This window comes from Cobetia sp. 1CM21F, from assembly GCF_023161745.1.
Classification (GTDB): domain Bacteria; phylum Pseudomonadota; class Gammaproteobacteria; order Pseudomonadales; family Halomonadaceae; genus Cobetia; species Cobetia amphilecti.
In genome coordinates this window covers 801,293-825,328 of sequence record NZ_JALNTQ010000001.1, presented here as the reverse complement: position 1 = coordinate 825,328, position 24,036 = coordinate 801,293, and the positions used below count along the sequence as shown (strand labels likewise).

Genomic DNA, 24,036 nt, shown 5'->3' with positions numbered 1-24,036 from the left:
GATTGCTCTATGCTGACGACAAGGAATTGGAACAATCCAAAACGCCAGCGCCCCAGCCCAGGCTTGGGATGACAACAAGAAAACGCCCAGGAACGACGCCATGAAAGCGCCCATCACGCCACCCCCTGCTCGGGAAGATGCCGCCCTGTCAGCTCAGGGCTCATCATCACAAGGCTCATCATCACAAGGCTCATCACCACAGGGCTCGTCAGCTCAGGGCCTCTCGGCTCAGAGCGCCTCGAGCAGCATCACGCTTCAGGATATCGCGGCCCACGCCAAGGTCTCGCGCAGCACGGTCTCGCTGGTGCTGCGCGAAAGCCCACTGGTGGCGAAGCGCACCCGCGAGAAGGTCCAGGCCTCCATCAAGGCGCTGGGCTATGTCTACAACCGTGGCGCCGCCGCCATGCGTGGCAGCCGCACCGCCACCCTGGGCGTGGTGGTCTATGACATCGCCAACCCCTTCTTCGGCTCCATGGTCGCGGGGATCGATGCCGCCCTGCACCAGGAAGGCTATGTATCATTCCTGGCCAACAGCGAGGATTCCCCCGAGCGCCAGCAGCGCTTCATCGAGCGCATGCGTGAACATCGCGTCGATGGTCTGCTGCTGTGCCCCGCCGAACACACAGACCCCAACCTGATCCATCAACTGGCCGACTGGGGCATGCCCTGCATTCAAGTGATGCGCTATCTGGACGCGCCGCCCTTCGATTACGCCGGCACCGATTTCCGGCGCGTGGCCGAGATGGCCGTCAATCATCTCGTCGGCCTGGGCCATCAGCGCATCGCCTTCATCGGCGGCGCGGATCACTCGGTCAGCCATGACCGCTGGCTGGGCTATCAGGCCGCGCTGGACCGCCACGGCCTGGCCTATCGCCGCCTGGTGCGTGGCAACGGCGTGACCCGACGCGTCGGTCATGAATTGATCAAGAGTCTGATGCAGGAAAGCCCGCGCCCGACGGCGGTGGTCTGCCACAACGACCTGGTGGCCTTCGGCGCCATGCTGGGCTTGCGCCAGATGGGGCTCGAGCCCGGCCGCGACTGCGCCGTGATCGGCACCGATGACGTCGAGGAAGCCGAACTGGGTGACCCGCCCCTGACCAGTATCGCCACGCACCCCTACGCCATCGGGGAGCAGGCGGCGCGCCTGGCCTTGCGCCGGATCGCCAATCCCGGCGGCGAGCGAGAAAGCGTCATCATGCCGCCGGAACTCAAGATACGCCGCTCCTGCGGGAGTCCTGACGACGCCAGCGTCGCGACGCCCCCGCAGCACTGATACCAAGCTTCAGCTGAACGGCACGTCATGCCTTGTGAGCATCGACAAGCCGCGCAGCACCCGAGCATGGACCGGCAGTCTGGAGACTGTCGGTCTGGCAAGCGCAACACGGCAAGACTGCAAGACCAGAAGATGCAAGGCACAACAACAAACAACGCCAAGGAAAACGCCATCATGCTGAATTGGATCAATCCAACCAATACCTCTATCTCTACCTCTACCTCTGTTCCCACCTCTCCCTCCCAGCGCTCACCTCTGGGCTCCCGTTTGAGCGCCCGGCTGAGCAAGGGGCTAGGCAAGAGCCTGGCCGTCGCGGCCACCACCGGCACCCTGCTGGGCGCCACGCTCGGTGTCTCTGCCAGCGCTCAGGCGATGGAGCTACGCTTCGGCCACGCCGGCACCGAAGATACCGCCTATCAACTCGGCGCCGAGCGGCTGCGCGACCTGCTCGCCGAGAAGACCGATGGCGACATCACCATGACCATCATGGGCAACTCGGTGCTGGGCCATGAGACCGAGATGTTCGAGCAACAGATGGCCGGCGCGCTGGACATGTCCATCGTAAGCCCCGGGCTGATCACCGACTTCTCGCCCACCGCCAACGTGTTCACGATTCCCTTCCTGTATCGCGATGTCGATCACTGGCAGAAGGTGCTGGATGGCGATGTCGGCCAGCAGATCGCCCAGAAGATCAGTGACGAGACTGATGTGAAGGTGCTGGCCTACTTCGGGGGCGGCAAGCGGCATATCGTCAGCTCGCGCGAGGTTACCTCACTCGATGACCTCAAGGGCCTCAAGCTGCGTACCAACCCGACCAAGCCGCTGATCGTCGCCTGGCAGGCACTCGGGGTCGAACCGAGCGTGGTGGCCTGGAAGGAGATCTACACCGCCATCCAGCTGGGCGCGATCCACGGCCTGCTCAACGAGCCGGAATGGACCCTGCGCATGCGCTTCCACGAAGTTGCGCCCAATATCGCGCTGTCCGAGCACGACATCACCGTGCGCCTGCTGACCATGTCCAAGATGTCTTGGGACAATCTGGATGAGCAGCAGCAGAAGACCCTGATGGAGTCGGCCCATGATGCGGCGGCCTATGCCCGCAAGGTGCAGCTGGAGCAGGACGCGGCAGCCCTCGCCGAGCTCGAGAAGCAGGGCGCCAAGCTGCATGAGATCGACCGTGAGCGCATGCAGGAAATCGTGGCCGAACCGCTCAAGGAAGTGATCGCCGAGATGGGCCTCAAGGAAATCTACGACAAGGTGCGTGCGGTCAAGTAAGCCACGCCTGGGGGGCAGCCCTGCAGCGTCTGGCTGCCCCGCCTTCAGGTTGGCTTGAATGATCTCGCCGCCTTGCGTCGAGCTCCTCCCCCATCGCACTCTTCTTGAGGACAGTGCCATGCATCCTGTGCTCTCAGGGCTTTCGCGCCTGAACCGGACGCTCGAACGTCTGCTCTATCTCGTCTTGCTGGCGCTGCTGGCAAGCTTCATCGTCTTCATCATCTATCAGATCGCCAGTCGCAATCTGGCCTTCCTGCCGCGCCTGTTCTGGACCGAGGAATTCAGCCGCTTCGCCTTCCAGTGGATGGTGATGCTGGGCACCGCGGTCGGGGTACTGCACGCCGATCACTTCGTGCTGGAAGCCTTTGCGCGTGGCAGCCGTGCCGATCTCGTCACGCGCTGGATCCGTGATCTCGCCTGCCTGTTGCTGGGGGTACTGTTCATCGTGCACGGCAAGGACTTCGCCCTTTCCGGTCTGCGCCGCAGTGCCATGGCCTCGGGACTGTCGATGATCTACGTCTACTCGGTGTTCACCGTCAGCGGCATCTTCATCGTGCTGTTCAGCCTGCAACGGCTGCTGCATGCCTGGCTGCACGGCATGCAGGCCATGGAGAAGGCGCTCAATACGCCCAATGAGGCGGAAGCGCTGGCAACACCGGAGGAGACGGCAGCGGTTCTGTCTCCCGCCATCGCCAGCCATGCGCATGGCGCGACTGATCGGAGGCCCCTGTCATGATGCCAATGGACTGGCTGTACCTGATGCCCTGGTTGCTGTTCGGCGTGCTGGGCGTGTTGATCGTGATCGGCATCCCCATCGCCATGGCGCTGGTGCTGACGGCGACGACACTGATTCTGCTCGACCCGCGTCTGACCTACTGGATCATGTTCCAGCGCATGTACAACGGCATGGATTCCTTCGTGCTGCTGGCCGTGCCGCTGTTCCTGCTGGCCGGCAACCTGATGAATGCCGCCAGGATCACCGATCGTCTGATCACGCTGTGCATGCGCCTGGTCGGCCACTTCCGTGGCGCGCTGGCCCACGTCAATGTACTGGTCAGCATGCTGTTTGCCGGGGTGTCCGGCTCCTCCACCGCCGACAGTGCCGGCGTGGGCACGGTGCTGATTCCGGCCATGAAACGCGAAGGCTATCCAGTCAGCTTCGCCGTCGCGGTCACCGCGGCCTCCTCCGTGATGGGCACCATCATCCCGCCGTCGATCAACATGATCGTGTGGGGCGCGCTGACCAATACCTCGATCGCCGGCCTGTTTCTGGGCGGTATCCTGCCCGGCGTGATGATCGGCGTGGCTCAGCTGCTGCTCAATACCCGCTATGTCCGCCGCTATGATGTGCCGGTGCGCAAGCGCGCCACCCTCAAGGAGCTGGCCAGCTCCGGCAAGGATGGCCTGCTGGCCGCCGGGATTCCGATCGTCATCATCGGTGGCATCACCCTGGGCATCGTGACCCCCACCGAGGCCGCGGTGATCGCGGTGGTCTATGCGCTGGCGCTGGGCTTCGTGGTCTATCGCGAGCTGGATCTCACCAAGTTGCTCAATGCTTCCACCGACACCGTCAGGCTGTGTTCGCTGTCGCTGTTCAGCCTGGTGGGCGCGGCCATCTTCGGCTATCTGATCAGCTTCTATCAGATTCCGCCCAAGCTGATGGCGGGCGTCAGCATCACCGACCCGACGGTGCTGTTGATCGTGATGACCATCGTGCTGCTGGTGATCGGCACCTTCATGGATGCCCTGCCCGCGATGGCGATCATGGCGCCCATCTTCTATCCGCTGGCGATGTCGGCAGGCGTGCACCCCGTGCAGTTCGGTGTCATCGGCGTGATGGCGCTGGGTCTGGGCCTGATCACGCCGCCCTACGGCCTGTGTCTGATGATATCCGCCAAGATAGGCGGCATTCCTCTGCTCAAGGCCATGGCGACCACCATGCTGTATCTGGGCGTGATGCTGGCCGTGATCCTGTTGATGATCCTGTTCCCGGAATTCGTGCTGACCATTCCGCGCCTCATCGCCCCTGACTTCGTCTGACCCGATGCATTATCCGGACATTCCGAAAACTGTTTGAGGAATGTCCGGAACTGCCAATTCCTCGTCCTCGCACACTTCCCTGCCTCCCCCTGGCGGCTCATTTTTGACCGCCTCATCCCGGCGGGCCGGGCCGCACCAGCGGCACGAACACGCGCCAAAAGCTCGCCAACGTCGTGATCTGTCGAGAAATCCTCCTCGACTCAGGGTGATCGTCACGCCACAGGTCTTGGCATCGTCTTGAGCCTTTGCGCCGATAACACGCCCAAGATGAACGGCCGATTATCATGCTTTGATTGAAAGTCTTTACGCCATCTGCCGCTATATCCCGCCGCCTGCCCGTTCCAAGATTCACTGCGTCGATTGCCAGCGCATCGGCATTGTCCCCCTTCTTCCCATGACCAGACAGGCAGCCACCATGAAACGTCCCTTCTCCCTTGCTCTTCTCGGCCTCTCGGTCGCCTTCGCCAGCATGACCGCCCACGCCGATGACCACTCCACGCTCACACCGTCCAGTGAAGTCGTCCAGCAGTCCGACATCGACTGGGGCTACCTGAACCCGCTGCGCGGTGACCAGAGCCCGGCGGCCGGCGACCTGTGGGGCGACCGCACCAAGGATGGCGCTTCGGGCTTCCTGGTGAAGTTCAACGAAGGCTTCTCCTCACCGCCCCACATCCACAACATCACCTACCGTGGCGTGGTCATCCAGGGCGAGGTCCACAACGATGACAAGAACGCCGATGAGCAGTGGCTGCCCGCAGGCTCGTTCTGGATCCAGCCGGCAGGGGAATCGCACATCACCGCGGCCAGAGACAAGGTCAACATGGCCTACATCGAGATCAATGAAGGGCCCTACCTGGTACAGCCGGAATCCGAGGCCTTCCACAACGATGAAGAGCCGCTGAATGTCGCAGAGAACAACATGGTATGGCTGGATGCCAATGACATCCGCTGGATCAACCTGCCGGGCAGCGACGACGCCGAGCAAGGCCCGAAGACCGCCTTCCTGTGGGGCAACCCGGACGTCGGCCAGCTGAGCGGCCGCCTGGTGAAACTGCCGGCCGACTTCTCCGGCGAGATCAAAAGCCACGCCGACGAATTCCGCGCCGTGGTCATCAAGGGCGACCTGACCCACGAGACCGAAGGCAAGGACGACAGCCAGAGCCTGGCGACCGGCAGCTACTTCGGTTCTCAGGGCGAGATCACCCATGACATCACCACCGGTGCCGACGGCGAGACTCTGCTCTACGTGCGCACCAATGGTGATTTCGACATCGTCGAAGACTGAGACCTGAGGTCGCCTGAACTCTTAGCTCTGAGATCTTGGCTCTTAGCCCTGAATCAGCAGACATCGCGACCTGCAGCAAACATGAACGGCCACCCCGGTCTCAAGACCGCGGGTGGCCGTTCGTGTTTGTGTTGCGTTGGTATGCGTACCCGCCATCAGGCGACGCCGTCAGGCCAGTCTTTGGACCGCCATTTCGAGGCCACGGATTTCCGCCAGCCCCTTCATGCGCCCATACAGCGGGTACCCCGGGCGGGTCTCGCGCCGGGCATCATCCAGAATGTGGTGGCCATGATCCGGGCGCATCGGCAAGGGCGCGCCGCCCGATACCAGGCGACGACGCTCCTCCGCGACCAGCACGCTGATGATGTCCACCATGTCCAGGTCACCCTCGAGATGTTCAGCCTCATGGAAGGAGCGCTTGTCCTCGCTGTCACGCCCGGTGGCCCGCAGATGGGCAAAGTGGATATGAGGGGCGAAGCGCCGCGCCATGATGCACAGGTCGATCTCCGGATTGGCCCCGTAGGAGCCGGTACAGAACGTCAGGCCATTGGCGGGGCTGGGCACGACGCCCAGCAGCCAGTCGGCATCCACCATGCTCGAGACCACGCGCGGCAGGCCAAACATCGGCCGCGGCGGATCATCAGGGTGAATGGCCAGTCGAATGCCGACCTCTTCCGCCACCGGCACGATGGCCTTGAGGAAAGTGGCCAGATGCTGGCGCAGTCGCGCGGCATCGATACCGTCATAGGCCGCCAGCGCCGCTCGGAACTGGGCCAGCGTGTAGCCTTCTTCCGCCCCCGGCAGCCCCGCGATGATGGTGCGGATCAACGTCTCGCGTCCGGCATCATCGAGCGACGCCAGATGCCTGCGCGCGGCCTGCTGCTCTGCGCTGCTGTACTCGTGCTCGGCGCCGGGGCGCTCCAGCAGATAGAGATCAAAGGCCGCGAAGGCATCCTGATCAAAACGCAACGCAGTGCCGCCCTCCGGCAGCTGCCAGGCGAGGTCGGTGCGCGTCCAGTCCAGCACCGGCATGAAGTTGTAGCACACGGTGCCGATCCCGCATTCCGCCAGGTGGCGCAGCGACTGCTGATAGTTGGCGATATGGCGATCACTGCCGGGCGCCGCCTGCTTGATGCTCTCATGCACCGGAATGCTCTCGACCACCGACCACCGGAGGCCGGCCGCCTCGATCAGTGCCTTGCGCTCACGAATGGCCTCAAGCGGCCAGACCTCGCCATTGGGAATCTCATGCAGCGCCGTCACGATACCTGTCGCGCCGGTCTGGCGAATTTCCTCGAGCGTGATGGGGTCCGCGGGACCGAACCAGCGCCATGTCGCTTCCATGTCATCTCCTTGACGGTCAAAGGGGGCAAATGCCACCTGCCGACAAAATATGACAACTTGTGTCAGGTGCTGCCATGCGACCTATGTCGCTGCCGGCGAGCGGCTCTCCCGGCGCCCTTCCCTTTGAAGATGGGCTCAACCCTTGATCGCGTCTTGAGATACCAGGCCGATCAGATACCCATCGCGCTCACACCTCATAAAAAACCCCTTACAATCAGTAGCTTGCTATCATCATTCAATAGCTAACCATCATTCCTCTTTGCGCAATCGCTGCCACACCCCTTTCGTGACATGTCTGTTGGCGGCCACCAAGACGCGCTTTTCGGGTCATGACACTAGACTTATTGCTCATCAAAAGTTGTCAATATTTGTTTGATCAGTCATCCCTTCCCCCCTATAGTGAGTCTCGAAAGCACATCAGACGCACGTGTCGACTGATCACTTGGGCCAGGCACGTTGCCGAGAGCCGAGACTCCTTACCTATACTGACGACGGACGCCATATGACTGCCATTACCTCCACAGAGCATCCCAGCTACGCCGAGCTCTCCTCCGTGACCCGCGAGCGTTTGATGCGCGCCTCCACCGCCTCCCTGCACACCCTGCTGTTCAAGCGCGGTCTGCGCAACACCTTCATCCAGAACGTGGTGCAGATGAACAACAGGACCACCCAGATGGTGGGCCAGGCCTTCACGCTGCGTTACATCCCGGCGCGGGAAGACATCGATACCGTCGCCGCCTTCCGCGACCCCAAGCACCCGCAGCGTCTGGCGGTGGAAACCGTCCCGGCCGGTCACGTGATGGTGTCTGACTGCCGCCAGGATGCCTCGGCCGCCAGCGCCGGCAGCATTCTGCTGACGCGTCTGGAGTATCGTCAGTGCGCGGGCTTCGTCTCCGATGCCGGCATTCGTGATTCAGGCGCCGCCGCCGAGATGAACCTGCCGATCTTCTGCGCCAAGCCGAGCGCGCCGACCAACCTGACCAAGCATCACGCGGTAGAACTGCAGGTGCCGATCGGTTGCGGTGGTGTGCCTATCTTCCCGGGCGATGTGCTGGTCGGCGATGCCGATGGTGTCATGGTCGTGCCGCTGGAACTGGCCGACGAGATCGCCGAGGAAGCCAGCCAGATGGAAGATTTCGAGGATTACGTGCTGGAAAAGGTACGCAACGGCACGCCGGTGATCGGCCTGTATCCGCCGACCGACGAAGCACGCGCAGAATTCGAACGCTATATGGCCGCCAAGCAGTAATCGGCTCGCCAGCCGCCGTCTTGTCCACGGCGGCCACGGACGACAGGCCACGCCGACCTGTCGTCCGCCATCCCTCCTGCCTCAATGCGCCTCGAGTGACCACAACCATAACAACACTGGAGTCATGCCATGACCCGTCTGAACAGCCGTCTCAATAGCCATCTGAATAGCCTTCTCAACAGCCGTCAGGCCAACGTGCACGCCAACATGCACCCCAGCTCTGATGCTAGTCAGCAATCCCGCGCAGACCGCAAGCGCCGCAGTCGTCCGCTGCTGGCCTTGCTCGCGCCGCTGGCCCTGTCCGGCATGGTGGCGGCCTCGCCCTTCGTCAGCAGCGGCGTGCAGGCCGACTATCCCGTGCGTGACATTCGCCTGATCGTGCCATGGCCGGCCGGCGGTGGTGCCGACGCCATCAGCCGCAAGATCAGCAACCTCGCCGAGCAGGACCTGCCGAAATCGATCTACGTCGAGAACATCGGCGGCGCCATCACCGCCACCGGCCTGATGCAGCTCAGCAAGGCGCGTCCCGATGGCCATACCGTCGGCGTACTGACCTATGACAGCATCATCACCCTGCCCCGCGGCAACCTGGTGCCCGGCTATTCGCTGGACCGGATGATTCCCTTCGCCCGCATCACCAAGGAAGCGGATGCCATCGTGGTCTCCAGGCAGTCCGGTTACGAGAATTATGAGCAACTGATCGAGGCCGCACGCGCAAACCCCGGCACCGTGAGGATCGGCGTCGCTCCTAAAGGCTCTGGCCCTTATCTGGCGGTACGCCGCCTGGAAGCGGCAGCGGGCGTCGAATTCAATGTCATCACCTACCCGGGCTCTTCCACCGCCGAGGCCGAGGCCCTGCTCTCCGGTGAGATCGACGGCGCCATCTCGAGTCTGGGAGACTTCTCCGGCATTCTGGATTCCGGCGATGCCCACGGCCTCGTCGAGTTCTCCTCCGAGCAGAATCCGGCCTACCCGGAAGTGCCGCCGATGAGCGAACTGGGCGGCAATCTCGAGACCGGCAGCTTCATCGTGCTGGCCGTGCCCAAGGGCACCCCGGAGGATGTGGTCAGCACCCTGGAAAGCGCCTACCACAGCGCCTACGAGACACCAGAATTCCAGAAGTGGATCACGGGAGTCGGCGTCACGCCCAGCTGGCTGGGGGCCGATGAGGTCAACGCCTGGATCGAGGACTACCAACAGAAGACCTTCACTGCCATGGATGAACTCGGCCTGTAGACGCGCTGGCAGGCGGCACCTCTGAGTGCCGCTGCAATCCCACGTCTCCCCGTCCTCCTTCACTTCCATCGTCAAGCGGCGCTCGGCCACGGGCGCCGCCAGGGAATTCTGTCATGTCTCCTTCCGCCTCTCCTCCCGTCCGGCGTCACTGGCTGCTCAGCGGGGCGACACCGCTGACGCTGGCCATGACCGCCATCAGCGCCCTCTATCTGATCAGTGCCTTCCAGATGGCGCCGCCATTGGACAATGGCCGTCTGACGGCCTCCTTCTTCCCCGCTCTGATCGGCAGCATCGCGCTCGTGCTCTGCGTGGCGCAGCTGGTGAGCCAACACCGGGCGAGCCGTGGCTCCCGCAGCAGCGAGTCCGACAGCGCTGAGTCCACCAGCACCGAGACCGCCAACGATGACGCCTCCAGCGCGGACAGCGACGCAAGCTCGCCTCTCTTCTCGCCGGCGCTGCGCCTGATGCTGGTGACCGCGCTCTATATCCTGGCGTTCTCGCATCTGGGTTACCTGCTGTCGTCAGCGCTGTATGTCTTCGCCGTGATGCTGCTGTTCGCAGGGCGTGACAAGTGGGTCAGCAAGGCAGTGATCGCCTGCGCCATTTCCGCGCTGGGCTATGGGCTCTTCGAGCAACTGTTCAACGTCCATCTCCCTGCGCTGGATCTGTCAGCGCTCGGCCTGGGCAACGGGAGCTGACCCATGGAATTCATCGCCCAGGTATTCTCGAGCTTCGCCCTGCTGCTCGACCCCGTCATCCTGTTCTACGTGGTCGCCGGCTTCGTGATCGGCACCATCTTCTCGGCCATTCCGGGTCTGACCGCGACGCTGGCACTCGCCCTGCTGCTGCCGCTGACCTACAGCCTCGATGTCACCACCGCCCTGATGGCGTGTGCCAGCATCTACATGGCCGGCATGTGTGGCGGCAGCATCACGGCCACCACCATCAATATCCCCGGCGCGCCGTCCTCGATGATGACAGCGCTGGAAGGCTACCCCATGCAGCAGCGTGGCGAAGGCGCGCTGGCGCTGGGCCATGCCTCCTTCGGCTCGATGATCGGCGGCAGCCTCGGCGCGCTGCTGTTGATCGTGCTGGCCCCCTTCATCGCCGAGGCCTCACTGCTGGTCAAGACGACGGGCAAGTGCGCGCTGATCGCCTTCGCGCTGATCGTGATCGTGGTCGCCCAACGCGGCAATATCCGCAAGGCCGGCATCACCGCCTGCCTGGGCCTGATGCTCGCGACCGTCGGGCTGGACGCCATGCAGCCGCTGGCCCGCTTCACCTTCGGCATCAGTGAGCTGACCGCCGGGATCGATCTGATGCCGGTCATTATCGGTACCTTCGCCATCAGCGAGCTGTTGATCCAGGTCGGCAACCGCAAGAAGGACGCCGCCATCCGCCAGCAACTCAAGGCCAGCAAGCAGCTCAAGCGACGTGATTTCATTCCGCCGCTGAGTGCCATTCGCGAGATCGGCCTCGGTTGCTATCTGAAATCGACCTTGATCGGCTATATGGTCGGCACCCTGCCCGGCGCGGGGGGCTCGATGGGTGGTTTTCTCGCCTACGTGGAAACCGTGCGCACCTCGAAGAAGCCGGAGAGCTTCGGCAAGGGCAACCCCCAAGGCATCGCCGCCGCCGAAAGCGCCAACAATGCCGTCTGTGGTGGCGCCCTGGTGCCAATGCTGACCTTCGGGATTCCGGGCGACCCGGTGACGGCCATCGTGCTGGGGGTACTGGTGATCAACGGTATCCAGCCGGGGCCGCAGCTGATGGCCTCGCAATCCGGACTGATCGCACCGATGCTGGCCTCGCTGCTGTTCAGCGCGCTGATCCTGATTCCTCTCACGCTCTACCTGATGGGCCCCTACTTTCTGCGCATCGTCACGATCCGCAAGGACGTGCTCTATGGCGCCATCGCTCTGCTGGCCGTGGTCGGCAGCTTCGTGGCCACCTACTCCGTGTTCCAGATGATGATGACGCTGGTGCTGGGCATCGTCGCCTACCTGATGCGCAAACATGATTACCCGGTGATCACGCTGCTGCTCGGCTTCATCCTCGGCCCGAATCTGGAAGAATTCCTGCGTCGCGCGCTGACGCTGTCCAACGGCAACCCGATGACCTTCATCACCACGCCGGACAGCCTGTTCTTCGTCGTGTTGACGGTGGTCTTCGTCTACTTCCTCGGCATTCGCAAGCCGGTGCAGCTGAAGCAGGCGGCCCCTGCGAAGGCAGGTTCGACGGGCTGAGCCTCCCACAAGGCCCCGGGAACGAGCCTATCCATAAGCTCCCGAGAATAAGCCCACCTAAAAGCCCCATGCCTGAACGAAAAATGCCCGGTGCCGAAAGGTAACGGGCATTTCATGTTCTCTCTGACGCGCGGACCAACCGATCACCACCACTCGATCAGGCGGGTGCAGAGCAGGCGTTGCGGGTAGCCGCCGCATTGCAGACAGGCGCCGGGCGAATGGAGGCGGGGTCTGCCAGCGCGGCCACCACGGATCTGACCTCCTGATAGCCGGTGCGCATCAGGAAGGTCGGCGCTCTGCCGTAACTCTTGATGCCGAGGATGAACAAGTCTGGCTCGGCATGCAGCAGTTCGGCCGCGCCGTGTTCCGGCACCGACCCGCAGCTGTGCTGGTTGGGGTCGATCAGCGGCGCAAGCTTGATAGGGCTCTGCGTCGCGGGGTCCAGCGAGACACGCAATTCAGACAGCAGCCCCAGAGAGGGACGGAAACCGGTGGCCGCGATGATGCGATCCACCGCTGGCAGCCGGTGTTCGCCACTCTGTACGACCCAGCGCCCCGCTTGATGATCGATCGCCTCGACGGCCAGCCCGGTCACTACCTCGATCCGGCCTTCCTCGAGCAGCGCCTTGATGCGCAGTTCGAGCGCCTTGCGCTCCTCCAGCTCATCATTGGGCGCCGGGCGGATGACTTCATCGATATTGGCGGAGCGCACACCCCAGACGATTCGCATCCCCTCTTCGTGGTCTGCCAGCGCGATCAGGTCCTGCAACGCATTCAGCGCCGAATGGCCGCTGCCGATCACGAGTACCGACTTGCCGGCATACTCAGCCGCTTGTGTGCCGCGGATGTCCGGCACGCCATAGGCGATGACTTCGGCCGCCGCTTGCTCACCAATGGCGGGAATGCCATGCGCGCCGATCCAGTTGGGGGTCTGGTAGGTGCCGGAGGCGTCGATCACCGCGCGGGCCAGCACATCTCGCGGGCCGTCAGGACCCTCGACGCGCAGCACGAAGGGCGCCTCATCGCGACCGCCACTGCGCAGCACATCATGCTGTTGTCGACTGACATGGGTGACGCGGCTATCGACATGCAGCCGCGAGCTGATCGACGGGTGCGCGGCGAGCGGTGCGACATAGCGGTCAAGAAACTCTGCCCCGGTGGGATAAGCAGCGACGTCCGGGGCGCGCCAACCCTGTTCCTGCAGCAACTCGGCCGCTAAAGCGTCGATATTCCATGACCAGGGCGAGAACATGCGCACATGCCCCCAGCTGGCCAGGTTGGCGCCAGCATGTGCGCCCGACTCGAAGAGAATCGGCTCCAACCCTGCCTCCAGCAGATTGACGACGGCGCTCAGCCCTATCGGCCCGGCGCCGATGATGGCCACCGGCAGGCTTGTGATATCACGACTCATGGCAGTCTCTCGCAGCAATATGTTGTCAGTGACAACAAACCTAGTATCCCTCCACGCCAATGTCTACTCCCAGGCGCTCAATCAGTCACCCAGGCGCTGCCGCGCGGCAAGGGTCAGCTTGTTGAGCAGTGTCACTGCGCCCTCCACGACCTCCGGCGACAGGCCTTCGATCATGGAGGCCTCTTCCGCGACCAGCTCGGCGTGAATCTGCTGGTACAGCGCCCTGCCCTGGGGGGTCAGCGAGAGCTCAACGGCACGCCGGTCGTTGGGGTCCTCGATCTTGCGCACGTAATGCTTGCGGATCAGCGAGTCGGCGACCCGGCTTGTCGTGCTCTTGTCGAGGTACATCTCGTCCGCCAGCGCCTGCAGTCTCAGCGGTCCGCGCTTGACCAGCGTTTCCAGCGCATAGCATTGAGCGACGGAGACGTTGTGGTGGCAGATGCTTTCCCTGTCGCGAAACTGATGGACACGGATGAGCTGATTGACGGCTTCGTACAGTGCTTCTGCTTGATCCACTCTGGTGCCTCACGTGACGGTGGTCAAAAAAGGGGGCGTGGCTTGCCACGATAACCGAGCACGATAAAGAGCGCACCGATATCCGGCAGCCCTTATCTAGCAGCCCTTATCCAGCAACCCTTATTCAGCAATCCTTGTCCACCAACCCTATCGGCTTGCACGTGGCAATGCCTGCACGGGCAACTCAATCGCGATCTCTCTCCCCGATACGACGCCAGCAGCACCTGCAGGCAAGAATTGTGCAAGAATCTTGCAATTCATTATTGAGAACGATTAGCATTGCCAGCCGCAACATATAACTATTCAAAGCAAGGAATCTCACGTGCACCTCCGCCTCCATCCGCTTACCGCAGCCGTCCTCTCCGCCAGTGCGTTGACCCTGAGCCTCTCGGGCCACGCCTCGGCTGACGACATGTCCACCCTCGTCATCAGCGAAGACCGTCTCGAACAGAATGTCGTGATCAGTGCTGAAGAGATCGATCAGCGTCAGGCACGCGACCTGGAAGACCTGTTCCGCGCCGAACCGGGCGTCAGTGTCGGCGGTGGCATCGCCATCGGCCAGAAAGTCTATGTACGCGGCCTGGAAGACACCAACCTGAACGTCACCATCGATGGCGCGCGTCAGGGCGGCTATCTCTTCCACCATACTGGCCGATTGACCATTGACCCGGCCCTGCTCAAGCAGGCAGAAGTCGATAAAGGCCCCGCGACCGCCGATGATGGCCCGGGCGCGCTTGGCGGCAGTCTCCGCTTCGAGACCAAGGATGCGCAGGACCTGCTCAAGCCCGGTCAGGACCTGGGCGCGCGCGTCTCCGTCGGCACCGAAAGTGCGGCGGACGCCACCTCCGGCACCACGGCGTTCTATGGTCGTCTGGGGGAGAATCTCGGTCTGATGGGATATGTCAGCGGCCGCAACAGCGATGACTATGAAGTTGGCGGTGGCGGTGAGCAGGAACAGACCGCAGGCCAGCAGCGTGGCTACCTGCTCAAGATGTCACTGCTGGACGTCAATGATCAGGACCTGCGCATCAGCGCCGAGCGCACCACCGATCACGGCACCTATTTCACGCGTCCGCACATGCCGAGCTTCAGCAGTCAGCAGCCGACCTATCAGGAAATGGAGCGCGAGACCTTCACCGTCAATCATGCCTGGCACCCGGGCAATGACCTGATCGATACCAGCACCACCCTCTATCACACCACCCAGGAACTGGATCGTGTCGAGGCCGGCAGCACCAGCCGTTCTCGCGAATTCGGCGCGGATGTTCGCAACACCTTCCGCCTCAAGACGGGTGACGTGGCACATGCGCTGACCACTGGCGTGGACTTCTATGATCAGGACACTCGTCGCTCCGATGACGCAGGCAGCGCCGGCCCCAACAACGAAGACACCTCACGCAACCTGGGAGTCTACGCCCAGAACCGCATGACGCTGGGCCCGTGGGCCCTGTCCGTTGGCGCGCGGCTGGATGATTACGACAGTGATTACGGCGAGGCGGGCAGCGTCAGTGGCAGCGAGGTCTCCCCCAACGCGATTCTGAGTGTCGATGCCACTGACAACCTCACCCTGCATGCCGGCTACGGCGAGGCCATTCGCGGTGCCAAGGCACGTGAAGTGATCCTGATCGGCGATGATGTCACCATCGCCGAAGGACTTGAGCCGGAACGCGCTCGCCAGCGCGAGATCGGTCTGGACTGGCATCAGCGCGATGCCCTGATGGAGGGAGACCGCCTCGGCTTCGCGCTGACCGGCTTCCATACCGATATCGAGAACTATCAGGCCTATGATCGCGGCAGTGATCCGGCGGTGCTCTACAACCTGGAGGGCGAAGTCGAGAGCCGTGGCTATGAAGCCAGCCTGAACTGGGGCGTGGGCGGCTACGACACGCGTCTGGGCTATGCCAAGGTGGTGATGAAGAACAACGACGGCGACCCGCTGGGTGACGAGATGAACATCGGCGCCTCCACCGGCGACAAGTGGACCTGGGATCACCAGTATCGCTTGCCAAACCACAACGTCACCCTAGGCTACACCCTGAACGCGGTAGAACGTCTGGAGCGGGTGGCTGAAGGCGACGAGGAGAAGCCGGGCTACGTGACGCACGACATCCGCGCCCAGTGGACACCCGCCTCATATCAGGATCTGACCCTGACACTGGCGGTCAACAACGTGTTCGACAAGCGCTACAGCGACCACAGCAGCTACCTGCTCAGCAGCGGTGACAGCATGCTCGAGCCGGGCCGTGACATCCGCCTGGGTGCCAGCTACAGCTTCTGACCCAGCCACTGACCCAGACCCTGACTTCACGAACAGCTCACGATCAGATCGCGATCAGCTGACGAAAAAATGCCCCACAGGCCTGGCCTGTGGGGCATTTTCCTCTCCGGAGCTGGGTGGCGTCACTGACTCAGGCCTCAGTTCGCCTCTTCCGCCTCGGCGTCCTGCTGCTTGACCAGCTTGTGGCCATCTTCTGACTGGCCGATCTTCCAGTAGCTGGAGACATAGAAGTGGGACTTGGGGATCTCGTGCACCTGCTTGAGGTGAGCACGCAGCGCTCGCATGCTGCCGAATTCACAGGCCGCCCAGACAGATACCTGGCCCTCCAGGCTCGGCAAGGAGGCGATCTTGTCCAGCAGCGGCTGGCCGCTCGGGTCCGGTTGCGCATTGATGACCCAGTGCAGCTCGATGCCGGCCGGATGCTCAAGCGTCTGGATATCGGCTTCGCTGCTCACCTCGATGACGGCGTGGCCGCGCGCGTCTGCCGGCAGCTCGGCCAGATTGACGCTGATCGCCGGCAAGGCTGTCATGTCACCCGCCAGCAGGAACCAGTCGGCTTCCATGTTGATCAGCTTCTTTGGCCCCGGGCCGCCGATGGTGATGCGATCCCCCGGCTGGGCGCTGACGGCCCAGGCAGATGCCGGGCCGGCGTGGTCGTGCAGCGCGAAATCGACATCGATCTCGGTCGCACGCTGATGGCGAATGGTATAGGTGCGCATCATCGGGCGCTCGCCTTCCCCGCGCGGAAACACCAGTTTGATATAGGCGCTCTCCTGCCCCTCGGGGATGGAGCCGATATTCTCCCCGCCCAGGGTGACGCGCAGCATATGCTCCGTCACCGGGGTGGAACGAATCACTTCAAGCTCTCGCATTGCGGGCTTACCCATCTTGCGCACTCCTCTGGCAAACGCCTTCAAGTTGTTCAGCATCGCGTGCTTCACACTCGGTTGTATTGTGGATCATGGCAGATGCCGTTTTCAGGAAGGTGGCGACCTCCTCATCGCTGAGGTCTCCCGCCATCCGCCGAGCGGTCTCATCTTCCAGGGCTTCAATCTCGTTGAGCATGTCGTGGCCCGCCTCGGTAGGGGCGAGAAACAGGCTGCGACGGTCCTGCGGATTTTCCGTCTTGATGATCAATCCCGCCGTCATCAATTCATTGAGCACCCGCGTCACGCGCGCCTTGTCCTGCCCCAGATGCTGCACGATCTTGTGCGCCGTGCACTCGGAGGTACGGCCAATGCCCTTCAGCACCCGAATGTGCGTGACAGGCAGATCAAGCTGGTAGCGTTGGATGCCCAGACGAAGCTGCCTGCGATAGACATGCATCAGCTGATGCAGCACATCATTGAGTGATGCCTGACTCATGTGTCACTCACCATATGGTTGGTATAGGTCAACTATATTGGCAGATGGTTGAAACTGTCAACAAAATTATGATCGAGAAGCATTCTCATCTTAATGCCGAAAATCTCATATGCCTATCACGCTTCTCTCCACTGCCAGGCGCGCTTTCGGTAACTCTTGCTGCGTGACATGGTGACAGCGAGCGGGAACCTGCTAAGGTCGAAGGCCACACATTCCTGACGCCCACGAGAGGCATCGATGGCTGAACTCTGCCTGCTGTTTGATTCCGATGGCACCCTGGTTGATAGCGAAATCCTCCTCGCCGAGGCCATGTCCAGCACCCTGCCCCGCTATGGTCTGCCGTTTACCAGCGACCGCTACATGAACGAGTTTCGCGGCATGCGTTTCATGAGCATCGTGCGCACGCTGGAGGCAGCTCATGGCGTTCTGGAAGAAGCGCCAACACGGCGCATGGAAGGCGAGATGCGCGCCCTGCTGGAAGAGTTGATGAAGGCGCACCTGACGGCGATGCCCGGCATGGCAGCCGCCTTGATGGAGCTTGAAGGCTACCCCTGTGGCGTGGTGTCCAACGGGCCTGAGCGCAAGGTGCGCCTGGCACTCGATACCACGCGCCTGGCGCGCTTCTTCGATGGCCATATCTACAGTGCCTATACCCTGGGCGTGTGGAAGCCTGACCCACGCATCTATCGGCTCGCGGCCGAGCAGATGGGCTTTTCGCCATCACATTGCGTGGTGATCGATGATGCCATCGTCGGGGTACAGGCAGGGCTGGATGCCGGCATGCAGGTCATCCACTTCGCCCATCACGACGACGGCCATGAAACGCCGCGTGGCGCACTGCGCATGCACCATGCGCGCGAGCTGCCGAGGCTGGTGGCGCAGATTTCCCAGAAGCTCGCTGCGCAGTACTAGAAGCTCGCTGCGCAGTACTAGACATCGTCGCGCCTTCTCCCTCAATTCCCGCACCATGCCCCCGGCTCGTGAAACCCCGTCTCATGACATCCCATAGCGAGAATCCCGCCCCTAGAGGCGGGATTTTTCATGCCTGGCGCACAAGACAGGCTGCTCGTGGTGTGACTCACTTTGCCTGTCACAGCCACCAGCACTCCCGATCGCGAATGGCGCAAGCCCCCTCTCCTACCGATACAAATAGGCAAGTTTTAGCGACTATAGCGCCTATATATCGCCCTTCTCGATATTTATAGTACCTCTACAGCAAGCACGCACCAGACACGCAAGGCTCGCAGGACACGACCGTACGAAAAGCCAGACGCAGCTCTCGTGCGCGCCCCTGACGTATCCCGAGCGCAACCGCCGCACACCTGCCATCAGGATCTTGACCATGACTCGCAACACCCCATTTGGCCCCAAGGGCTGGACCCCGGACAGAATCGGCTCGCTCGTCGGCAAGACCTATCTCATCACCGGCGCCAACAGCGGCGCGGGCTTTCAGGCGACGCGCATATTGCTGAGCAAGGGTGCCGACGTCGTGATGCTGAATCGCAACCCGACCAGATCAGAGGCCGCCATCGCGGCGCTGCAAGAGGAGTTTGGCCCCGCGGCGAATGTCAGTCATATACGCATGGATCTGGCGGAGCTGGCCTGCGTACGCAGCGCGGCCGCGGAAGTGCTGGAGAAGGTCCCGCAGATCGATGCCCTCATCTGCAATGGCGCCATCGCTCAGGTTTCCCGGCAGCAACTCACCGTCGACGGCTTCGAAAGTCAGCTGGGCGTGAATCACTACGGGCATTTCCTGCTGTGCGGGCTGCTGTTCGAGCGTATCGATGCCTCCAACGGGCGGATCGTCGTGGTCTCCAGTGAAGGCCACAAGATGGGCCTGAAAACCATCCAGTTCGATGACATGAACTGGGAGCACAACTATCACCCGAACAAGGTCTATAGCCACAGCAAGCTGGCACAGATGATGTTCGCCTATGAATTGCAGGACAGGATTGAGGTCGCAGGCCGCCGGGTAAAAGTCTTTGTCTGCCATCCGGGCGCGTCCAACACCTCACTGATTCGTGACAACGCCAATCTGGCGACTCGACTCAGCTGGGCAGTGATGGTGAAGACGGGAATGGCGCAGACGGCCGAGAAAGGCGCTTACCCGGAAGTCATGTGCGCCACCGAGGAGACTCTCAGGCAGCGGGCCTACCATGGCCCGACGGGGCTGATGAATTTCGGCGGGCCGGTGGGCGAGTGCGAATTGGGGGCATTCGTTCTGGAGAAGAGCGTCATGACCCGACTGTGGCAAGTCTCGGAGAAGGCAACACAGTTGAGCTGGTCGATTTGACCTTGAGCCGACCACCGCCCTTCCCGCCTAACTTCAGGGAGGTGAATCCCATGAATGTATCACTGGTAGTCACAGGTCTCCTGATGATGATTCCGAACATGTCGTTTGCCAACCGCCTTTATGACGAGATCATCCAGCCGGAGACCTCGATTCAGGACAGTGAAGGCAATACCTATCGCAGCGTGAAGATTGGCGATCAGACCTGGCTTGCCGACAACCTCAGAACGACTCGCTTTCAGGATGGCTCGCCCATCAGGACGGCATTCATCCCCGAGGATGACCCTGACAACCTGTTGTCATATGGCCGTCTGTATGACTGGCATGATGTCAGTGATGCTCGCAATCTCTGCCCGGCGGGCTGGAGAGTCGCCTCGGATGAGGACTGGAAAGCGCTGGAACGCGCCATCGGAATAGCAGAAAAGGAGATCGACGCGACGGGCTGGCGTGGCGATGACGATATCGCCATCACGCTCAAGGCGGCTCAACCCGATTCCCTGTTGACGTCCTTCGATCAGGCGCGCATCAATCTCACCGGCTTTTCAGCCAGACCGGCGGGCGTGAAGTGGAAAGGCTGGTATATCACCCAGGGCGCCTACGCCGAATTCTGGACCCGCAGTGAGGCGACGCCGACCAAAGCGTTTGCCAGAACACTGGCCTACTCCTGGTGGAACCCGCACAAGGGCGAGATCCGCCGAGCGACACTTGGCAAAAGTGGCATGTTCTCGGTGAGATGCGTAAAGGACTGATCAGGGCACAACACTGGGGGTAATGGGAGGGGCACAGTCGGTAGTGATATAGGCGCGAGGAGCGCTTGAGCAAGGACTCTGATCCGCTGAGTCACGCCGATTGAAGACATTCTGACGTCAGCGATTGAACGCGTGGTTCAACAAGAATCCTTGCTGAAGGGTTCCTGCCGGTTCCGGGTGCAAGATGACATCGTCATGGTCAAGCGTCTTTCCGCAAATGACGGGCTTCACGTTATTGTGTCGTTCTGATCATTGCTGGCTGGCAGCTAGCGCTCAGAAAGACTCGACCATGATGTCACGCACACTCCATCCCGGAGGTGATAACGGCTGTCAGGCGCTCTCGCTCAAGGCATGCTCGATACGGGTGGCGGGAACACTCTTGCCGGCATCATTCACGAAATCCGTCGCGTGATTCTTGTCTTCAATGGCCCACTTGCGAGCTTGTCCGCGGCTGCCTTCTTCACTCAAGGCATGCTGCACTCTGCCTGCCGCCACGCTCATGCCGCTTTCCACATAGACTTGCGTGCTGCGCTCGGCCGGCTGCGCCTGCCCCATGATACGGCTCTCGCTCAACGCCTCACGGACACGGATGTCGCTTTCGCCGTTGTCGGCAAATGCCGCATTGCTCGCAGCACACAGCGCAGCTGTCACACACAGTACTTTCATGGCTTTCATGGTGTCACTTCTCGTCTTTTGCGTTGGGTTGGTCAGATCTGCAAGACTTGCGCTTTGCGGAACGTCAGATTGATAGAGCTCAAGATTGATGGAACGTGAGATCGATAGAACCTGAAATCGATAGAACGTAAAGTCGATAGAACGTCAGGTTGGTGGCGCCAAGGGCCTGTGAGCCAAGCGCGTTGTCAGCCGATAGATTCCCCGAACAGGCTTCACTGGCCACCCTTGGTCACGCCTGATCTCACATATTGAACTTCACCAGCGTCACGATACGTGACAGGCCCTGGGCCGCCGCCAATGACTGCGCAGTATTGCCACGTGCATCCTGGATCGAGGGGTCCGCGCCTGCCTGCAGCAACAGCTTGATGATGTCCTCATTGCCGAACAGAGACGCCATCATCAGCGCCGTCTGGCCACTGTAATTGCGATGATTCACATCACAGTCGGTATTGGCGATCAGCCATCTGGCTGTCTCGTCAAAGCCGCGAAACGCTACCCCCATGAAGGCATTGCTGCCCTTCTCATCGAGTGCACAGGCGTCAGCTCCGGCGGACTTGAGCAGCGCCAGGGTGTCGGTATGCCCGTAGTAGGCCGCGAGAATGAAAGGGGTATAGCTGCGTGAATTGGTGACCGAGAGATCACCGCCCTGCTGAACATATTCCCGGATCGCGGCATTGTCGCCGTCGCGTGCGGCGTCAAAGATATCAATGTCGCCAGCCGCGACAGCCTGCCCCGCCATCACCATCAGCAGCAGACTGGCCAACACCGCCAGCCATCTTCTGCCCAGGCCGTGTTGCTGCCCGATGGGGTCTGTGGCTCGCATCGTATGCATCTTGCGCTCCTCTCTCATCTTTCGCTCGTGATGCGCACATGTTGAGCTCGTCTTGCACTCATGTTGCGCTCGTGTGCCGGCCGGCAGAGGAGCGCAAGCTCCCCTGCCGGGTCAATCAGTGCCGGGACTTCCGGGCAGCGGTTGATCTCGATCGCATCACGCCTTTCTTCATACGCTTCGCTTTCAGCCGCTGCCTCAGATGTCTCAGTCCTCGATCAGCTCTTCCACGTCGTCCATGTCGACGTCTGCCACCTTGGCCAGACGCTCACCGTATTCGTGGTCTGCCTGGTAGAAGTGGCTGACCATGATCTCGCGGATCTCCTCGTTCTTGACCTTGCCCAGGTCAGTCCCCAGCGCCTGGATCAGAGCGTCCTGATCCTGCTCGGAGAAGGAGCGATACAGCTCACCGGCCTGAGCGAAGTTCTGCTGCTTGCCGATCGGCTGCTGCTGGGTGGTGCCATTCAGGGTGTAGCGCTTGTACTCGTACTGGCTGTCATCCACCAGCGAGTCGGCGTTGCGGCTCGGCTGATAGTTGATGGAGCCGGAACGCGGCTTGGAGTAACCCGCGCCGTCCTGATGGTTGTTGTGCACCTCATTCTTGGGCGCATTCACCGGCAGCTGCATGAAGTTGGCTCCCAGGCGATAACGCTGGGCATCGGCGTAGGCGAACAGACGCCCCTGCAGCATGCGGTCTTCGGACGGCTCGACACCCGGCACCAGGTTGGCCGGCGACATGGCCGCCTGCTCGGTTTCCTGGAAGAAGTTATCCGGCGTACGATTCAGCGTCAGCTCACCGACCTTGCGGGCAGGAATCAGGTCTTCCGGCCACAACTTGGTGGTATCGAGCGGATTGAAATCGAAGCTGTTCAGCTTGCTGGGATCCAGAGTCTGGATATAGAGATCCCAGACCGGGTCATCGCCGGCATCCAGATGGGTGTAGAGGTCATCGGTCAGATGGTTGAAGTCAGTGGACTGCACCTTGGCGGCTTCTTGCGGCGTCATGCCGTGGTTGCCCTGACGCGACTTCCAGGTGAACTTCACGTACTTCCAGTCGCCTTCGGCATTGACGAACTTGAAGGCATGCACGCCAGAACCATCCATCTCACGCAGGCTGGTCGGAATCCCCAGCGGCGAGTAGAGGTAGGTCAGCATGTTGGTGCTTTCGGGGATGTGGCTGAAGAAATCGAAGTAGCGATTCGGGTCCTGCAGGTTGGTACGCGGGTCCGGCTTCAGCGCATGGATCATGTCCGGGAACTTCATCGCATCGCGGATGAAGAACACCGGGAAGTTGATGCCCACGATGTCCCAGTTGCCCTGCTCGGTGTAGAACTTGACGGCGAAGCCACGCGGGTCGCGCAGGGTTTCCGGCGAGCCCTTGCTGTTGATCACGCTGGAGAAGCGCACGAAGACCGGCGTCACCTGGCCCTTGTCCTGGAAAGGTGCCGCGACGGTCAGATCGGTCAGGTCCGCGGTGGCACGGAACTCACCGTAGGCACCGGTACCACGAGCGTGGACGACACGCTCCGGAATGCGCTCGCGCTCGAAGTGCGCCAGCTTCTCCAGCAGGTGGTGATCCTGCAGGAGTGTCGGGCCGTTCGGGCCGGCGGTCAGGGAGTTCTGGTTGTTGCCGACCGGCGCACCATTGGAGCGAGTCATCACTTCCTGCTGCGCCAGACTGCTGGCAGAAAGGCCCAGCGCCATCACGGCCGTCAGGGTCTTCATGGGAAAACGTACGTTCAGCATCTCGCAAATTCCTCGTTAAATCAGGGAGTAACGGGGCGAGGAGTATTGGCGAGAAGCTCCCATAGCAAAAATAAATAATAACTAACCAAGGGATAGTGAAAACCTAATGTGTTGCAATATAAGCACCAGTTGATTCATTCCGCCAGCGAGCAACCCGAGGTGGCGTCCGGCACGACGGCCACGACTTGCTGCATGTTCATGCATACAGGTGTCGCGCTGCTGCGGTTTT

The 24,036-nt window shown here is 61.7% G+C and carries 21 protein-coding genes; 13 read left to right on the top strand and 8 right to left on the bottom strand.

The genetic code is table 11. The features are described 5' to 3' along the window. Positions 1-100: 100 nt before the first annotated feature. From MSG32_RS03400 to MSG32_RS03380, 5 genes are all read left to right on the top strand, one after another. Positions 101-1,273 (top strand): LacI family DNA-binding transcriptional regulator, encoded by a 1,173-nt coding sequence (locus tag MSG32_RS03400; RefSeq protein WP_248377653.1) that lies wholly within the window; start codon positions 101-103, stop codon positions 1,271-1,273. A 174-nt stretch (positions 1,274-1,447) separates the two neighbouring features. Beyond that, complete coding sequence (locus MSG32_RS03395) at positions 1,448-2,548, top strand: TRAP transporter substrate-binding protein (protein WP_248377651.1); 1,101 nt, start codon at positions 1,448-1,450, stop codon at positions 2,546-2,548. Between the two features lie 118 nt (positions 2,549-2,666). After that, complete coding sequence (locus MSG32_RS03390; protein ID WP_248377649.1) at positions 2,667-3,284, top strand: TRAP transporter small permease; 618 nt, start codon at positions 2,667-2,669, stop codon at positions 3,282-3,284. Then, entirely contained in the window at positions 3,281-4,588 is a 1,308-nt protein-coding gene (locus tag MSG32_RS03385) for a TRAP transporter large permease (protein WP_054557135.1), read from the top strand. Before MSG32_RS03390 ends, MSG32_RS03385 begins: the two co-directional genes overlap by 4 nt. Before the next feature lie 415 nt (positions 4,589-5,003). Further along, positions 5,004-5,873: a DUF4437 domain-containing protein gene (locus MSG32_RS03380; protein ID WP_248377646.1), complete on the top strand. Its 870-nt coding sequence runs from the start codon at positions 5,004-5,006 to the stop codon at positions 5,871-5,873. A 168-nt stretch (positions 5,874-6,041) separates the two neighbouring features. Here MSG32_RS03380 and uxuA read toward each other — a convergent pair whose 3' ends face one another. After that, on the bottom strand, positions 6,042-7,217 hold the full coding sequence (gene uxuA / locus MSG32_RS03375; RefSeq protein ID WP_248377644.1) for a mannonate dehydratase: 1,176 nt from the start codon (positions 7,215-7,217) through the stop codon (positions 6,042-6,044). Positions 7,218-7,719: 502 nt separating this feature from the next. On the opposite strand from uxuA, the gene MSG32_RS03370 reads away from it, so the two are divergent. The 4 genes from MSG32_RS03370 to MSG32_RS03355 all read left to right on the top strand — a co-directional run bounded on the left by MSG32_RS03370 (position 7,720) and on the right by MSG32_RS03355 (position 11,948). Then, positions 7,720-8,466, top strand: coding sequence for a ribonuclease activity regulator RraA (locus MSG32_RS03370; RefSeq protein WP_248377637.1), 747 nt, complete (start codon positions 7,720-7,722; stop codon positions 8,464-8,466). A 129-nt stretch (positions 8,467-8,595) separates the two neighbouring features. After that, positions 8,596-9,702 (top strand): tripartite tricarboxylate transporter substrate binding protein, encoded by a 1,107-nt coding sequence (locus MSG32_RS03365; RefSeq protein WP_248377636.1) that lies wholly within the window; start codon positions 8,596-8,598, stop codon positions 9,700-9,702. A gap of 113 nt (positions 9,703-9,815) precedes the next feature. Further along, positions 9,816-10,400, top strand: coding sequence for a tripartite tricarboxylate transporter TctB family protein (locus MSG32_RS03360; RefSeq protein ID WP_248377634.1), 585 nt, complete (start codon positions 9,816-9,818; stop codon positions 10,398-10,400). Positions 10,401-10,403: 3 nt separating this feature from the next. Next, complete coding sequence (locus MSG32_RS03355) at positions 10,404-11,948, top strand: tripartite tricarboxylate transporter permease (RefSeq protein WP_192839310.1); 1,545 nt, start codon at positions 10,404-10,406, stop codon at positions 11,946-11,948. Positions 11,949-12,105: 157 nt separating this feature from the next. Here MSG32_RS03355 and MSG32_RS03350 read toward each other — a convergent pair whose 3' ends face one another. Then, the gene (locus tag MSG32_RS03350; RefSeq protein WP_248377632.1) at positions 12,106-13,359 is read right to left on the bottom strand and encodes an NAD(P)-binding domain-containing protein; all 1,254 of its coding nucleotides are present in this window, start codon (positions 13,357-13,359) and stop codon (positions 12,106-12,108) included. 81 nt (positions 13,360-13,440) lie between these two features. Continuing rightward, positions 13,441-13,875: a MarR family transcriptional regulator gene (locus tag MSG32_RS03345; protein WP_248377629.1), complete on the bottom strand. Its 435-nt coding sequence runs from the start codon at positions 13,873-13,875 to the stop codon at positions 13,441-13,443. Positions 13,876-14,197: 322 nt separating this feature from the next. On the opposite strand from MSG32_RS03345, the gene MSG32_RS03340 reads away from it, so the two are divergent. Beyond that, complete coding sequence (locus tag MSG32_RS03340; protein WP_248377627.1) at positions 14,198-16,153, top strand: TonB-dependent receptor; 1,956 nt, start codon at positions 14,198-14,200, stop codon at positions 16,151-16,153. A 137-nt stretch (positions 16,154-16,290) separates the two neighbouring features. Here MSG32_RS03340 and MSG32_RS03335 read toward each other — a convergent pair whose 3' ends face one another. Continuing rightward, positions 16,291-17,040 carry a siderophore-interacting protein gene (locus MSG32_RS03335; RefSeq protein WP_248377618.1) on the bottom strand — a complete coding sequence of 250 codons (750 nt, stop codon included), beginning with the start codon at positions 17,038-17,040 and terminating at the stop codon, positions 16,291-16,293. Then, positions 17,033-17,479, bottom strand: coding sequence for a MarR family transcriptional regulator (locus MSG32_RS03330; RefSeq protein WP_248377616.1), 447 nt, complete (start codon positions 17,477-17,479; stop codon positions 17,033-17,035). Before MSG32_RS03330 ends, MSG32_RS03335 begins: the two co-directional genes overlap by 8 nt. Before the next feature lie 276 nt (positions 17,480-17,755). On the opposite strand from MSG32_RS03330, the gene MSG32_RS03325 reads away from it, so the two are divergent. From MSG32_RS03325 to MSG32_RS03315, 3 genes are all read left to right on the top strand, one after another. Beyond that, complete coding sequence (locus MSG32_RS03325) at positions 17,756-18,430, top strand: HAD-IA family hydrolase (RefSeq protein ID WP_248377614.1); 675 nt, start codon at positions 17,756-17,758, stop codon at positions 18,428-18,430. Between the two features lie 430 nt (positions 18,431-18,860). Beyond that, positions 18,861-19,811: an SDR family oxidoreductase gene (locus tag MSG32_RS03320; RefSeq protein WP_248377612.1), complete on the top strand. Its 951-nt coding sequence runs from the start codon at positions 18,861-18,863 to the stop codon at positions 19,809-19,811. 50 nt (positions 19,812-19,861) lie between these two features. Further along, positions 19,862-20,557 (top strand): fibrobacter succinogenes major paralogous domain-containing protein, encoded by a 696-nt coding sequence (locus MSG32_RS03315; RefSeq protein ID WP_248377610.1) that lies wholly within the window; start codon positions 19,862-19,864, stop codon positions 20,555-20,557. Positions 20,558-20,887: 330 nt separating this feature from the next. Here the strand turns inward: MSG32_RS03315 and MSG32_RS03310 are convergent, their stop codons facing one another. The 3 genes from MSG32_RS03310 to MSG32_RS03300 form a co-directional block, all read right to left on the bottom strand. Beyond that, complete coding sequence (locus MSG32_RS03310; protein ID WP_248377602.1) at positions 20,888-21,232, bottom strand: hypothetical protein; 345 nt, start codon at positions 21,230-21,232, stop codon at positions 20,888-20,890. A 241-nt stretch (positions 21,233-21,473) separates the two neighbouring features. After that, positions 21,474-22,064: an ankyrin repeat domain-containing protein gene (locus tag MSG32_RS03305; protein ID WP_248377600.1), complete on the bottom strand. Its 591-nt coding sequence runs from the start codon at positions 22,062-22,064 to the stop codon at positions 21,474-21,476. 204 nt (positions 22,065-22,268) lie between these two features. Further along, on the bottom strand, positions 22,269-23,807 hold the full coding sequence (locus MSG32_RS03300; RefSeq protein WP_282460251.1) for a catalase: 1,539 nt from the start codon (positions 23,805-23,807) through the stop codon (positions 22,269-22,271). Positions 23,808-24,036 lie beyond the last annotated feature (229 nt).